The organism is [Clostridium] celerecrescens 18A (assembly GCF_002797975.1).
Taxonomy (GTDB): Bacteria; Bacillota; Clostridia; order Lachnospirales; family Lachnospiraceae; genus Lacrimispora; species Lacrimispora celerecrescens.
Genome location: NZ_PGET01000001.1, coordinates 2,265,435 through 2,279,445 on the forward strand (window position 1 = coordinate 2,265,435; position 14,011 = coordinate 2,279,445).

A 14,011-nucleotide genomic window follows, 5' to 3' on the forward strand; every position below is an offset into this window, starting at 1 on the left:
AGTCGAGAAGTTTCTCTCTCAGTCAATGTAAGATAAGGAGCATAAGGTGGTGAAAAGATGGAAGAAAAAATCGAGGCTGTCCAGCGGATGCAGGATTATATTGCGGAGCATCTGTCAGAAAGTATCACACTGACTGCTTTATCAAGCGTTTCCTATTATTCGCCGTGGTATTCCTATCGACTGTTCTTGCAGCATACCAGCATGACGCCAGCCGATTATATCCGGCGCCTGCGGCTCTCAAAGTCAGCAATCAAGCTTCGGGATGAATCCTGTAAAATTATAGATACTGCTTTGGAACTTGGATTTGGCAGCGTGGACGGCTATCAGCGGGCGTTCTTCCGTGAGTTTGGGTGCAATCCAAGGGAGTATGCGAGAAGCCCTATTCCGCTCTATCTTTTCACGCCTTATGGAGTCAAATATCGAACACTCAGAAAGGAGAAACAGATGGAAACTGTAAAAAGTGTATTTGTGCAGGTTATCGAAAAACCGGAACGTAAGGTGCTTATCAAAAGAGGTTTGAAGGCTGCCGACTATTTTGCTTATTGTGAGGAGGTTGGCTGTGATGTGTGGGGGCTTTTGCAAAGTATCAAATCCATGAGCGGTGAACCGGTTTGTATGTGGCTGCCCGCAAAATTAATTGCTCCCGGTACCTCGGAGTATGTGCAGGGAGTCGAAATGCCTGTGAATTATAATGGAGTTGTTCCTGATGGATTTGATGTTATTGCGCTTCCTGCCGCAAAATATCTGATGTTTAAAGGAGAGCCCTTTGCTGAGGAGGATTACTGTAAGGCCATTGAAGATGTGCAGACAGCAATCAGTAAATACGATCCAGCTGTCATTGACGCACAGTGGGATTCATCAAACCCTCGCATCCAGCTTGAGCCTATCGGCACAAGAGGTTACATTGAACTTCTGCCAATTAAATGACAAAGAAGCACAAGATGGCTTAAATAAGCCGTCTTGTGCTTTTTGTCATAAGCTGAGAATCGTTCAGTTATATAGCGGCAGTGTTCCCGCCCAGATACTCTTAACTTTCCGCCTCTTTTTAAGCCTGATCAATTCCTTTACCAATATCCCGCCTCATATACTTATTTTCAAAAGATACCCATTCCGCCGCCTGATAGGCATTTTCTCTGGCTTCCCTTAAATCCGCTCCGATTGCTGTCACTCCCAGCACTCTTCCGCCATTGGTCACCACTGTTCCTCTGCCGTCAAACTTGCTTCCTGCATGAAAGGCAAAATATTTCTCCTGTCCCTTAAATGCTTCCAGTCCGGCAATGGGATACCCCTTTTCATACTTCTCCGGATACCCATCTGACGCCAATACCACGCAGACCGCCGCATTATCTTCAAACTGCAGATCTATCTGATCCAGAGTTCCTTCAATGCAGGCCTCAAAAATCTCTACAATGTCATTCTTCATCCGCGGAAGCACCACCTGTGTCTCCGGGTCACCAAACCTGGCATTGTATTCCAATACTCTGGGGCCTTTTTCCGTCAGCATCAGTCCGAAGAATATAATTCCCTTAAATTCCCGGTCTTCTGCCTTCATGGCATCCACAGTCGCCTGATATATATACCGCCTGCAAAACTGATCCACTTCTTCCGTATAAAACGGACTTGGAGAAAAAGTTCCCATTCCCCCTGTATTAAGACCCTGGTCTCCGTCTTTTGCCCGCTTATGGTCCTGGGCGGAAGTCATGATTTTAACAGTCTTTCCATCTACAAAGGAAAGCACCGACACTTCCCGGCCCGTCATAAACTCTTCCACCACGATCCGGTCTCCTGCTGAGCCAAACCGCTTATCAAGCATTAAATCCTCTACCCCGTGTTCCGCCTCTTCTCTTGTGCCGCAGATCAGGACTCCCTTTCCCAAAGCCAGACCGTCAGCCTTTAACACAATAGGCATTGGGGCTGTTTTCACATAGCTTAATGCCTCTTCCGGAGAATCAAAGACTTCATATGCCGCTGTGGGAATTCCATACTTTTTCATTAAATCCTTGGAAAATGACTTTGACCCTTCCAGCAAAGCTGCACGTTTTTGCGGGCCGAACACCCTTAGGCTTGCTGCCTCAAATGCGTCCACTGCTCCTGCAACCAGAGGATCATCCGGTCCTATGACGGTCAGATCGATTCCCTTTTCCCTGGCAAATGCAACCTGCTTGTCAAAATCCATGACTCCTATATCCACGCATTCTGCAATCTCTGCAATTCCTGCGTTTCCAGGGGCGCAATATATTTTATCAACCTTAGGGCTTTTGGATATTTTCCATGCAATGGAATGCTCACGCCCGCCTCCGCCTATGATCAAAACCTTCATTCCGATTCCTCCTGTCCGTTTGCAATCATCTGTATGGCCTGGGGAAGGATCAGCCACTCTGCCTCTTCCATGACACGCCGCTGCAAAGTCTCCGGCGTATCTCCTTCCCGGACCTCAACTGCCTTCTGCAAAAGAATCGGTCCAGTATCCATCCCCTCATCTACATAGTGGACCGTTGCTCCCGTAACCTTCACCCCCCGGGCCAGAGCAGCTTCATGAACCTTAAGCCCATAATATCCTTTTCCGCAGAAAGACGGGATAAGGGACGGATGAACGTTGATAATCCGGTTCCTGTACTTTTGTATCATGGATACCGGAATCGCAACCAGATATCCGGCTAGAACGATCAGATCAAGGCAGTACCGGTCAATCTTTGAAAGAAGCGCTTCATAAAAACCATCCCTATCCTGAAAATCCACAGGAGATATGCAAAAAGCCTCAATTCCATGATTTCTGGCCCGTTCCAGGGCATATGCGTTCTGGTTATTGCTGATGACCACCGTTACCTCTGCATTGGTGATCCTTCCACAATCTATTGCATCTAAGACTGCCTGAAGGTTGGTTCCCCCGCCGGAAACCAATATACCGATTTTCAGCATAAGGTCACGCCCTTCTCTCCTTTTTCCGTATGGCCGATCACGTAGGGAACCTCACCAGCTCCTCGGATTGCTTCCAAGGCAGTATCAACATCCGCCGGGTCCACTGCGAGAATCATTCCAATTCCCATATTATAGGTATTGTACATGATCTCTTCCTCTATACCGCCTTTATCCGCCAGCAGGCCAAAAATGGCAGGTACCTGATAGCTGCTCTTTTCAACCACTGCCCGAATGCCCTCAGGTAGCATACGGGGAATGTTTTCATAAAAACCGCCTCCGGTGATATGGCTGCAGGCTTTGATCACTGCCCCGCTGTCTTTTACGCTTTTTAATGTATTAACATAAATTTTGGTTGGAGTGATCAGCGCTTCGCCAAGAGTTTTTCCCAGTTCTTCATAATAAGTATCCAGGCTTTCTTTTGTCATGTCAAACACCTTGCGTACCAGAGAAAAGCCATTGCTGTGAATGCCGGAAGAGGCTATTCCAATGAGCACATCCCCCTCTTTTACATCAGCCCCGGTAATAAGATCCTTCTCATCCACCACACCTACGGCAAAACCGGCCAGATCGTATTCTTCCTCAGGATAGAACCCCGGCATCTCCGCGGTCTCACCGCCGATCAAAGCAGCATTGGCCTGTTTACATCCGTTTGCAACTCCGCTGACGATCTCTGCTATTTTTTCCGGGTAATTCCTGCCGCATGCAATATAATCAAGGAAGAACAAAGGCTCTCCGCCTGCACAGGCAATATCATTGACACACATGGCCACACAGTCGATTCCAACGGTATCGTGCCTGTCCATTAAAAATGCAAGCTTCAGCTTTGTGCCTACCCCGTCGGTTCCTGATACCAGGGTCGGCTTCTCCATGTTTTTAAAGGCTGACATGGAAAATGCCCCGGAAAATCCCCCGAGTCCTCCAAGAACCTCAGGTCTCATGGTTTCCTGCACATGCTTTTTCATTAATTCAACCGATTTATATCCGGCTTCAATGTCCACTCCTGCATTCTTATAATCCATTTTTCTCCTCGCCTCCGATTTTCTTACTTCTTCATCTGGGATAAATATTCCTGATAACCGATCTGATCTAATTTCTCGGCTTTTTCTGCCACCTCGTTTTTTAAGTTTTCCGAGTACTCTTTAAGCTTTCCTAAAAGCTCCTCATCACTGACCGCTAAAACCTTGGCAGCAAGGATTCCAGCGTTGGTTCCTCCGCCAATTGCAACGGTGGCAACCGGAACTCCGGAAGGCATCTGGACGATGGAATAAAGAGAATCCACTCCGCCAAGGTCCGAAGTCTTCATGGGAATGCCGATCACCGGCATTGGGAACAGGGCCGCACACATTCCCGGGAGATGAGCCGCCTTGCCTGCGCCGGCGATTATTACCTTTACGCCTCTTGCTTCTGCCGTTTTCGCATATTCGAAAAATATATCCGGTTCCCTGTGGGCGGAGATCACCGTCATCTCGAACTCCACTCCCAATTTTTTCAAAACATCTGCAGCCTGAGCCATAACAGGCATATCAGAATCACTTCCCATAACAATCGATACTTTTGCCATAGTAAATTCTCCTTTTATTTTGTTTGATGTAAGTATTCATTATTAACAGTAATACAGCTTATTAGATAAATTAATAATTAAAGCTTATTATTTTATCTTTACTTATTAATTATAATACAAGTTTTTTTCTGCTTCGTCAATGGTTTTCTAAAAATTTTGCCATCGCTCACGGGGTGTACAAGAATGGCGGGAGAACCGGAAAGATATCTTACTCTCTCCGGCCTCCCGCCTGACTATGTATGGTTAATACTTTCCGCCTCCAAATGAGGGTTCTTCAAAATAAACCGGATCAATATTAAGAACCGGGTCCTCATGAGCTTCCCCATAAACCGGCTTTTCTGGCCGGGAATCTCTGGACTTTGAGGATTTCACTGTTTCCTCCTCGCCCTCATAAAGGTCAAAGCCCTCAACAAGTCCCTTCATAATCTGGGCCTGGCCTGACAGTTCTTCACTTGCTGCAGCACTTTGCTCCGCTGTGGCGGAGTTCGTCTGAACTACGCAGGAAATCTGGTCAATTCCCTGTGCCACCTGATCAACTGCCACCGCCTGCTTGTCAGAGGCCAATGCAATCTCTCCAATAATTGCGTTAATGCGCCTGCTTCCTTCCACGACTGCCTGCATTGCCTTCGCTGTCTCTGCAGTAATCTTGGTTCCGTTTTCCACGGCCTGCATGCTTTCTCCAATGAGAAGCGTGGTGTTCTTTGCTGCTTCTCCAGATTTGCTTGCCAGGTTACGTACTTCATCCGCCACAACTGCAAAGCCTTTTCCGGCTTCGCCGGCACGTGCGGCTTCAACGGCCGCATTCAATGCCAGGATGTTGGTCTGGAATGCGATATCCTCAATGGTCTTTATAATCTTTCCGATTTCATTGGACTTATCACTGATCTTCATCATTGCCTGGTTCATTTCTGACATTTTCTCACTGCTCTTTTCCACATTCCTGGTTGATTCCTCTGATGTAGAACGGGCGTCTTTTGCATTTTGGGCATTGACATTTATCTGATTTGATATATCGCTTATAGCAGCCGCAAGCTCCTGAATGGAAGAAGCCTGTTCCGTTGATCCCTGGGACAATGCCTGGGCACCGGAGGATACCTGCTCCGAACCATTGGCTACCAGATCAGCCGATTGGTTAATGCGGAAAAGGGCTTCGCTCAAATTATTCCTGATTCCGTGCATGGCCATAAGAATAGGCTCATAATCCTGGACATATTGTTCCTGGTGCTTGGAGCTGACCCGGAAATCACCGATTGCCAATGATGTGAGCAAGCTGCTGATATCGTCAATCATGTTTCCAATATTGGAAATGGTGGCCCGCATGCTGTCGGCCAGAACGCCCAGTTCATCCTTTGACTTGTAATTCAACTGAATATGAAGGCTTCCCTTTGACATTTCCGATGCCGCCTTCTCGATCTCTTTGACCGGCGATACAATGCTTCTAGTTGTAAAAATCGAAAAGCCCAAAGTAACTAATACAGCAATGAACTGTAAAGCGACCACTACAAGCTGAGTGATTCCCGCCATTTGCTGGGCGGTATTATAATTGCCATCGGCGTTCTCCTCGGTAACATCACTGATCTTTACCAGATCCTCCTGAACCTTTATGAAATAAGGGTTTAACGATTCAAAGAATATATCCGCTGCCTGTCTGGTTTTATTTTCCCTTGCAAGACCAAATACCTGATCCTTGAAAGGCTGAGCCTCATTTAAGGTATTTTCGATGCCGTCCACCAGGGACTGATCCCCCTGATAATTTTCCCTCAAAAATTGAATCTTGTCACGGAACGTTTCCAGATCCGCCTCCGCAGCATCAATATATTCCCCTGTAGTCTTTAAATCAAGGCTCATGGTTGCATATCCTACATTTTTAGCCGCGGACTGAATATCACCTCTCATCTCAAGTGTCTGCACATCGATCTGGTGTCCGTTTTTAAAAAAATCTACAAACTTACCGTTATTTTGCCTTAAGCCTATCACGGAGATTGTGGAAACTAATAAGAACAGCACGAGGATAGCTCCAAAAGCAAGTCCAATTCTTTTACCAATCTTTAAATTCTTCACCTTTGTCCTCCATTCACTTTATCTATCCTATTTTTGTATACGAATGAATCAAGGCGATAAGATTTCATATTCCGCCGATTCATAAACTCAAGGTTGAAAGAAGTTTTTCTTTCAACCTTAAACCTTTGTATATCTTATCGGCATGTTCTTTTATTTTATAAGCTTTTTAAATAAAATTTGTTAAATATTTCAATATTTTTAGTTATTTTAAACAATTAGAGACCTGCCAATGGAATATTTAATTCCTCGGTGCCCTTTAATACGAATCTGCCGTCATCAATAATTATAATCCTTTTTCCGGAAGCCGTGACAGCCTCGATCCTATCCAGTTCCGCATAAGGTATGGTAATATCCGTATGGCAGCTGAAATAGGCCTTTGATACATCTTCTTTCCTGAGAATGGAAATCTCATTATCTCTGGCGATGATCTCCTTCCCATTAGGATTGTAAACAGGACTGTCCTCCGCCCAGCTGTAACAGGTGTCACCAACTGCAAAGTGGGGGCCCATCTTTTCCACAATGAGGATGGGCAGTTTATCGAGAATTCCAAACTTACGGGCCATGGCATAAGCCGTGGTATTGGTTCCTATTGCAAATTCTCCCATGGGAAGGGTATCGTGGTTCTTTAAGATTACCTGCTTTACAAGTGCTTTTCCTTCCTCCTGATCCTCAAAATTGCTGCAGGAATAGTCCTTTATCATACCATTTTCAAAGGTCATGACTAGGTCTTTAAACTGGAAATCCGTAATATATACCGTACTGACTGCCAAAGTTCCTTCCGTTCCTGTTAGTCTTGGGGACGTAAACACCTCTCCAAGGGGAATGTTCACATCAGCCACACAATTTTCAAATTTTGTTTCCTTATCCCTGTCTTTTAACGGGCGAAGGGCTACTTTCAGGTGGGTCTTGTTGTTACCTTTTCCCGTAACCTCCACATATTCAGCCTCATCAAGAACATCGATAACCGCCTGCTGGATTGCCTTATATTTTTCGTAATCAAGGGTGTTGATGGTAATGGTCTCTTCAAAGATCTTCTCAAAGTCTTCTCCGATTTCCGGTACCGGGAAAGCGATAATCGTAAAGCTTGTCTCATCTCCTGGTACGTATTGGTTGAGAATTCTTGAGGTTTCATTAGACATTTCCGCTGAAAGCTTTTCCTGTCTGGAATCCAGGTGGTTGGCTTCCGGCTTATTTACCGGTTCAAAGCCTTCCTTTCCAAAGGTTTCCATTACCGCTGGACCGGCAAAGGCTGCTGCCTGTTCTTTGTAGGTTTCATAAGCCACCTTCAAAACAGCCGCTTTCCGGTCTTTAAACGCTTTATTCAGAAATAGGGCATCGTCGTACCGATGATCGTAAACATACTGCCTGTTGGGAGATGTGCTGTAGTAACCGTTCTTCCGGCCGGCATTAGTATTGACTGTCCAGACAGCCGCACGGCAAAGGATCACTTGAAGTCCAAGTTTTTCAAAATTCTCCATGGCATACTTCACCATACGTTCAAAGCCAAGCTCATAGCGAATCTGGACCGCTCCCTTTTTCTTTAAATCCCTACCCATAACCTCAAAGCCTTTGCGGTACCCTTCTGTGTAGGTATCCGCCATAAGGCGTACCGTTTCCTCTGGCAGGGAATTTAAGAACTCTGCGGTTTTTAATTCTGAATCGGAAATATACTCACCAAAGTAATACAAATACCGAAGATCATTTAAGTCATTATCCCGGATGATATCCGTTGCAAAGGAAAGCGTCGGGTCAAGTCCTTCTCTGACCCGGAACGTAACCGTATGATCCGTATAATCGCTGACAAACCAGTAGATCACTTCCTTTATTCGGGAAACCTCAGGGATTTCCTCCTCAAATATATTGTAAATTTCAATAAGCGTTTCATTTAATATGGTTAGATCCGTAAGCCTCCACTCGTGAACAAAGACAATGTCTCCACGGATCTCTTTATACAGATATGAAAGAAGCTGGCCATAGCCCTCTCCCAGCTTTGATACTGCATATGCCGGGTCTGCATAGCTCACCTCATAATGGCCGGGTAAAATATCCTGGTAAAGCTTCTGGTTCCATTCTCCTAAAACTTCCACCGGAGCTGCTTTCTGGTCTCCAGACTCAATGAACCGGAGATACTCCCCCATCATGGTGATAAAGGCTGCTGTCCTGGCAAAATAATCACGATACGGTTCCGGCACGGTTTGTTCCGATACCATCTGACTGATCCGCTCCATAGACAGTTCAAAGCGCTCTTTAATATTCTCATTTTCCTGCTGAAACATCATTTGATAATCCATAATCCTTACCCCTTTATTCCTATAATGATAAGAACTGCCCAAAGAATGATAAGGCTCAGACTGATCCCCATTCCTACTTTAGACAGTATGTATTTTTTTTCCCTTTCAAAGAAAGAAAAAACACCATAACCAATTGAAAAAAATGAAATCAACAGACTGCAGAAGCAAACAGCCGCTACATTAAGCTGCGCCTGGCCTTCCGCCATTACAGAGCTGATGATTCCAATAATTCCAAGTACAAGTGCCCCAACCGCAAGTCCCAGGCATAGAAAGCTTCTCTTTGCAAAGGATTTCCTAATGTAGGACACTTTTTTCTGCTTTTGCACGCTTTTTCCTCCTTATTCTTACTCTTGTATACTGTACGATTTTATAAAGGATGTATCCCAGGATACCTCCCAGCGTATTCAGTATCATGTCATCTACATCAAAGCAGCCCACCTTGAAAACAAGCTGGATGGTCTCAATGCATAAGCTGAACAGAAAGCTTAACAACGTCGCATTAAACCAGCAGCGACTTCTGCGGCTGATGATCGGAAGAAAGAAACCACAGGGCATAAAGCCCACAATGTTTCCCACAATGTTAAGCAGAAAGGACCTCATTCCGACCACATGGCGGTAAATAATAAAACGCCGTATTTCCTTAAACGGGGTTAAGTTGTATGCATATTCCTGCTGAGCATGGCTCCCCCTGCCGAAATAATCGGAAAAAAATAAAAAGTATGCCAAAAAGATCAGGTAAAATATAAAAATTACCCAACCCATCTTCTGCCGTTTTGTCGCATTTCTAATCATAACAGCTCCATCTATATGCGGAAAAAAGAGAGAGGCTGCTTAAAGCCACACCTTTCCACCAGCATCCTCTCCTATAATAACAGTTAAAATGTAATTTCAGATTTTCTCTTTAACAAGAACGCTCCGTTTATAATTGATATGGTCCCGGCGGCAATTCCGATAACTGTCACTACAATTCCAACACCAATACTTAAAGCTCCAATATTTCTCATCGTTTTATAAACTCTTTCCATATCAAGTCTCCTTTCCTCTCTCCTGCCCATGTTCTCTGGGCATAAAGGTATACCCGCAGGGTGTTTCTTCTCTCCTGCCCATGTTCTCTGGGCATAAAGGTATACCCGCAGGGTGTTTCCTCTCTCCTGCCCATGTTCTCTGGGCATAAAGTTATCCCTGAAGGGGATTATTTTATGCCATAGACTTCATAATAAGCGTCAATGGCCTCTTTTATACCATCATCAATAATAACTTTTCCATTATACTCCCTGTTATGCAGATATTCAATGACTTCTGCCATGGAAACGATGGCGGCGGCCTTAAATCCATACTTTTCATGGATCTCATCCAATGCTCCCTTGTCCCCTTTTCCCTTTTCCATGCGGTTTAAGGAAACCATAAGTCCTAAAATCTCTACATTTCCCTGAGCCTTTATGATAGGGAAGGTCTCCTCAATGGATTTTCCGGAAGTAGTTACATCCTCAATGATTACCACCCGGTCTCCATCCTTTATGGGGCTTCCGAGGAGGATCCCTGCATCACCGCCGTGGTCCTTTTCCTCTTTTCTGTTTGAGCAATACTTAATTTCCTTACCATACAACTCGTGAAAAGCGATGGCAGTGGTAACACTTAAGGGGATTCCCTTATAAGCCGGCCCAAACAGAACATCAAAATCATCCCCAAAATTATCGTGGATGGCCTTTGCATAGTATTCACCCAGTTTTTTAAGCTGTGCTCCTGTCACATAAGAACCTGCATTCATAAAAAACGGGGATTTTCTACCGCTTTTCAATGTAAAATCGCCAAATTTAAGGACATTGCTGTCTACCATGAATTCAATAAATTCCTGCTTATACTGTTCCATATTGTCATTTTCTCCTTATTTTATGTACTTATCAATCTCTTCTATATGTATTGAACTTGCTTTACAACCCAAATATTTTTAATAATTACACCTATACATTCTTTGACAAGAAACAATTGTGTAGGCTGATTGTTATTCGTAACAAAGATAAGATTTTCATAACCATCTAGCGTTTTTTCCATCAAAAAATATCCTGCTTCTGCGCTTTCTGCCTCTTTAACGCCATGACAACATCTGAGAAATGATACTCCATTATTTGTCTTGGTATCGCGCGTCTCAAATAAGTATTCCCCATCTTTACAAAAATAACATAGTGTGTGCTGTACATTAACAGCCTTGTTTTTTATCAACGTCTACCATTCCTTATTGAGGGCATTGACTTATAATTCGTCTTCATACTGCTATGAACGTAGTTTTTGGAATATTTCAGTGTATGTTTTACCATAAATTGTTTGCTTTTTGCCAAATCTATTAACAAACCTGGCCTGATAAAGTACATCCTTCCTTTGAGATATACCTTTTCCAAGCCCTTTCCCTTTAAGTGATTTACCCAATAGTCCTCCTTCCTGTGTAAATTCGGGGAAAGAATTACGGCTAGAACATTCGTCCCTAATTTTACCATACTCAATACGTATTTTCAATTAACAATCATTATAATTTAGTAACCATTTACCCAACATGCCCTTATGGGTCATTCAACAGCTCCTTTACTTCTATTAATTTTATAGATAAATTCTCGCTGTTATCAAAGTTATATGTTTAATGGTAAAAATAGACAAATAATTTATTTAGACATATTTCTGATCATCATTTATATACTAATAAATTATACGTTTCTAATTATTGTTATCATCGTTATAGTAAAAATTTATATTAGAAGTTTTAAAAAGTAATGTTATATAATTATCAATACGATTTAAAACGTCCGATTTATTTATTCGTTAAATGACCTCGACGTTTTAGCTAGGTTATGTATCTACATAGAAAAATTTTGAAATGAGGACAGTACCGATACTCAACGCAAAACAAAAAAGAATGCAGACCCTTAATAGTTCAATGATCTTTACACTCTTTCATGATATACGACTATTTATGCAATTACATTAAAATCCAGATGACCTTCAGCAATTAACGCAATATTACGATTTGTTTCTAACCATAGTGTAAAGTCTATTCAATTATCACGGAGAATAGCGAGTACGTCCGTTCATTATGGAAACAGACGGCCTTTCAGATATGAAAACATATAGATTTTTCAACAAAGGTGGACGGTCTATACTGTATTGTAACAATGGCAGCAGTTATTATTGGGAAAGGTAAAGCATTATAATGGTAAAAATAGGCCAGGAGCACTTAAACTCCTGGCATTTTATTATGGTATTTCACTTGCAATTTAAAGCGTTTTGCAGCCCATTTACGGCTCAAAAGCAGTAAGTTGAAGAAGTTATGGCATGACGTTTCAAGCAGTAAATGAGTCTGTTTTAATACAATTTCTAAATATGAGAACGTCCGGATAATCCACGCATTATTTGTCCTTCCACCACCTGGATCTATACCGTCTTTATTAAACAATATACTACATATAAAATAACTTGTAGCAGCTTTATTTAAAATGATTCTGTTAACGTACAGCTCCTATCAGATCCCTGATATCCTCTACGTCATATTTCTTCATATAATCCTCTATGCCCCTGGCTACTTCTTCCGCTGCATAAGGATTCCGGAAATTGGCCGTTCCAACGGAAACAGCCGTAGCTCCTGCAAGAATGAATTCTATGGCATCCTCGGCATTCATGATCCCACCCATACCGATAATGGGGAGCTTCACTGCATTGGCCACCTGATATACCATGCGTACCGCAATGGGCTTTATTGCCGGACCAGATAAGCCTCCTGTTTTATTGGCGACTGCAAAGGTACGGCGGTTAATATCAATTTTCATACCGGTTAAGGTGTTAATAAGGGACAGCACATCTGCTCCTCCGGCCTCTGCTGCCCTTGCCATTACTCCTATGTCCGTTACATTGGGGCTCAGCTTCATGATAACGGGCTGCTTTGCATATTTTTTAACTTCCCTTGTTATGGCCTCTACCGCTTTGGGATCCTGGCCAAAAGCGATTCCTCCCTCTTTCACATTCGGGCAGGAGATGTTGATTTCCAGCATATCCACCGGCTCATCCGCCAACCGCTCCACAACTTCGATATAATCCTCTGTTGTCTTTCCGCATACATTGACAATGATTTTCGTATCATACTTCTTTAAAAACGGAATATCTCTCTTTATAAAAACTTCCATTCCCGGATTCTGAAGGCCGATGGCATTGATCATGCCTCCGTAGGTTTCCGCGATTCTAGGTGTGGGATTACCTGGCCAGGGCACATTGGCCACGCCTTTTGTAACCACAGCCCCCAAATGATTTAAATCGATCATCTCGCTGTATTCCTCACCGGAACCAAAGGTACCGGAAGCAGTCATAACCGGATTCTTGAGCTCCACTCCGGCCAGATTCACTTTCGTATTCATCTAAAATTCTACCTCCTCAGCCTTAAATACCGGACCATCCTTGCAGATACGCTTATTGTGAACCATGGAATGCTCGTCCACTGACTTGCTTTTGCATACGCAGGCAAGACATGCCCCAATTCCGCAGGCCATCTTTTCCTCCAGGGAAAGATAACATTCTATTTCATTATCTAGAGCATAAGCCTTAAGAGCCTTCAGCATGGGGGTGGGACCGCAGGCAAAGATCACATCGCCTTTTAAGCCCAGTTCCCGGATTGCATCTAAAACATTGCCTTTCGTTCCGGCGCTTCCGTCCTCTGTTGCAATATAAGTGTCCCCATATGGGCAAAATTCTTCATTTAAAAACAGGTCATCCCGGTATCCAAGTACCACCTGTTTCTCACAAGGCAAATGTTTTGCCAGTTCAAGCATAGGTGGAATTCCGATGCCGCCGCCGATTAAAAATGCCTTTTTTCCTTTTGCGCCGGCATCCAGGGGAAATCCATTGCCCAAAGGTCCCAGGACCTCAATGGAATCTCCTTCCTTGTAATGGGAGAACTCTTCCGTTCCTCCCCCCACTACCCGGTACACCAGCCTTAAAAGACCCTTGTCCTTATCTGTCTCGCAAATGCTGATGGGGCGGGGCAAAAGCTTTGCTCCATCCTTTGTATATAGGTCAACAAATTGTCCCGGCTCTGCCTGGGCAGTGATATCCTTTGTCTTAATCCACATGCTGTATACATCGTCTCCCAACCGTGTCTGGCTGGCAACCACTGCGATTTCTTTTACCTTTGCCATGCGATCCC

The 14,011-nt window shown here is 43.8% G+C and carries 14 protein-coding genes and 1 pseudogene; 1 reads left to right on the forward strand and 14 read right to left on the reverse strand.

Going from position 1 to position 14,011, the window contains the following annotated elements; translation table 11 throughout:
* Nucleotides 1-57 precede the first annotated feature (57 nt).
* Nucleotides 58-927, forward strand: a complete 870-nt coding sequence (locus H171_RS10495; protein ID WP_100305095.1) for a helix-turn-helix transcriptional regulator — start codon at nt 58-60, stop codon at nt 925-927.
* A gap of 118 nt (nt 928-1,045) precedes the next feature.
* On the opposite strand, the gene purD is transcribed toward H171_RS10495, so the two are convergent.
* The 14 genes and pseudogenes from purD to H171_RS10565 form a co-directional block, all read right to left on the reverse strand.
* On the reverse strand, nt 1,046-2,320 hold the full coding sequence (purD, locus tag H171_RS10500) for a phosphoribosylamine--glycine ligase (protein WP_100305096.1): 1,275 nt from the start codon (nt 2,318-2,320) through the stop codon (nt 1,046-1,048).
* Complete coding sequence (gene purN, locus H171_RS10505) at nt 2,317-2,919, reverse strand: phosphoribosylglycinamide formyltransferase (RefSeq protein WP_100305097.1); 603 nt, start codon at nt 2,917-2,919, stop codon at nt 2,317-2,319. The genes purD and purN overlap by 4 nt, the downstream gene beginning before the upstream one ends.
* Nucleotides 2,913-3,938, reverse strand: coding sequence for a phosphoribosylformylglycinamidine cyclo-ligase (gene purM, locus H171_RS10510; protein WP_100305098.1), 1,026 nt, complete (start codon nt 3,936-3,938; stop codon nt 2,913-2,915). The genes purN and purM overlap by 7 nt, the downstream gene beginning before the upstream one ends.
* 23 nt (nt 3,939-3,961) lie before the next feature.
* Nucleotides 3,962-4,480 carry a 5-(carboxyamino)imidazole ribonucleotide mutase gene (purE, locus tag H171_RS10515; RefSeq protein WP_100305099.1) on the reverse strand — a complete coding sequence of 173 codons (519 nt, stop codon included), beginning with the start codon at nt 4,478-4,480 and terminating at the stop codon, nt 3,962-3,964.
* Between the two features lie 243 nt (nt 4,481-4,723).
* Nucleotides 4,724-6,541 (reverse strand): methyl-accepting chemotaxis protein, encoded by a 1,818-nt coding sequence (locus tag H171_RS10520; protein WP_100305100.1) that lies wholly within the window; start codon nt 6,539-6,541, stop codon nt 4,724-4,726.
* 215 nt (nt 6,542-6,756) lie between these two features.
* Complete coding sequence (locus tag H171_RS10525; RefSeq protein WP_207655183.1) at nt 6,757-8,832, reverse strand: aminopeptidase; 2,076 nt, start codon at nt 8,830-8,832, stop codon at nt 6,757-6,759.
* Nucleotides 8,833-8,837: 5 nt separating this feature from the next.
* Nucleotides 8,838-9,158 carry a calcium:proton exchanger gene (locus H171_RS10530; RefSeq protein WP_100305101.1) on the reverse strand — a complete coding sequence of 107 codons (321 nt, stop codon included), beginning with the start codon at nt 9,156-9,158 and terminating at the stop codon, nt 8,838-8,840.
* The gene (locus H171_RS10535) at nt 9,127-9,624 is read right to left on the reverse strand and encodes a VanZ family protein (protein ID WP_100305102.1); all 498 of its coding nucleotides are present in this window, start codon (nt 9,622-9,624) and stop codon (nt 9,127-9,129) included. The genes H171_RS10530 and H171_RS10535 overlap by 32 nt, the downstream gene beginning before the upstream one ends.
* Nucleotides 9,625-9,707: 83 nt before the next feature.
* Complete coding sequence (locus H171_RS10540) at nt 9,708-10,004, reverse strand: hypothetical protein (protein ID WP_100305103.1); 297 nt, start codon at nt 10,002-10,004, stop codon at nt 9,708-9,710.
* Nucleotides 10,005-10,024: 20 nt separating this feature from the next.
* The gene (pyrE, locus tag H171_RS10545; RefSeq protein ID WP_100305104.1) at nt 10,025-10,702 is read right to left on the reverse strand and encodes an orotate phosphoribosyltransferase; all 678 of its coding nucleotides are present in this window, start codon (nt 10,700-10,702) and stop codon (nt 10,025-10,027) included.
* Between the two features lie 41 nt (nt 10,703-10,743).
* Nucleotides 10,744-11,052 carry a hypothetical protein gene (locus H171_RS10550; protein ID WP_100305105.1) on the reverse strand — a complete coding sequence of 103 codons (309 nt, stop codon included), beginning with the start codon at nt 11,050-11,052 and terminating at the stop codon, nt 10,744-10,746.
* Between the two features lie 54 nt (nt 11,053-11,106).
* Nucleotides 11,107-11,256, reverse strand: a pseudogene (locus H171_RS10555) (site-specific integrase); the annotation flags it as partial.
* Between the two features lie 1,067 nt (nt 11,257-12,323).
* Nucleotides 12,324-13,226 (reverse strand): dihydroorotate dehydrogenase, encoded by a 903-nt coding sequence (locus H171_RS10560; protein WP_100305106.1) that lies wholly within the window; start codon nt 13,224-13,226, stop codon nt 12,324-12,326.
* Nucleotides 13,227-14,003: a dihydroorotate dehydrogenase electron transfer subunit gene (locus tag H171_RS10565; RefSeq protein WP_100305107.1), complete on the reverse strand. Its 777-nt coding sequence runs from the start codon at nt 14,001-14,003 to the stop codon at nt 13,227-13,229.
* Nucleotides 14,004-14,011 lie beyond the last annotated feature (8 nt).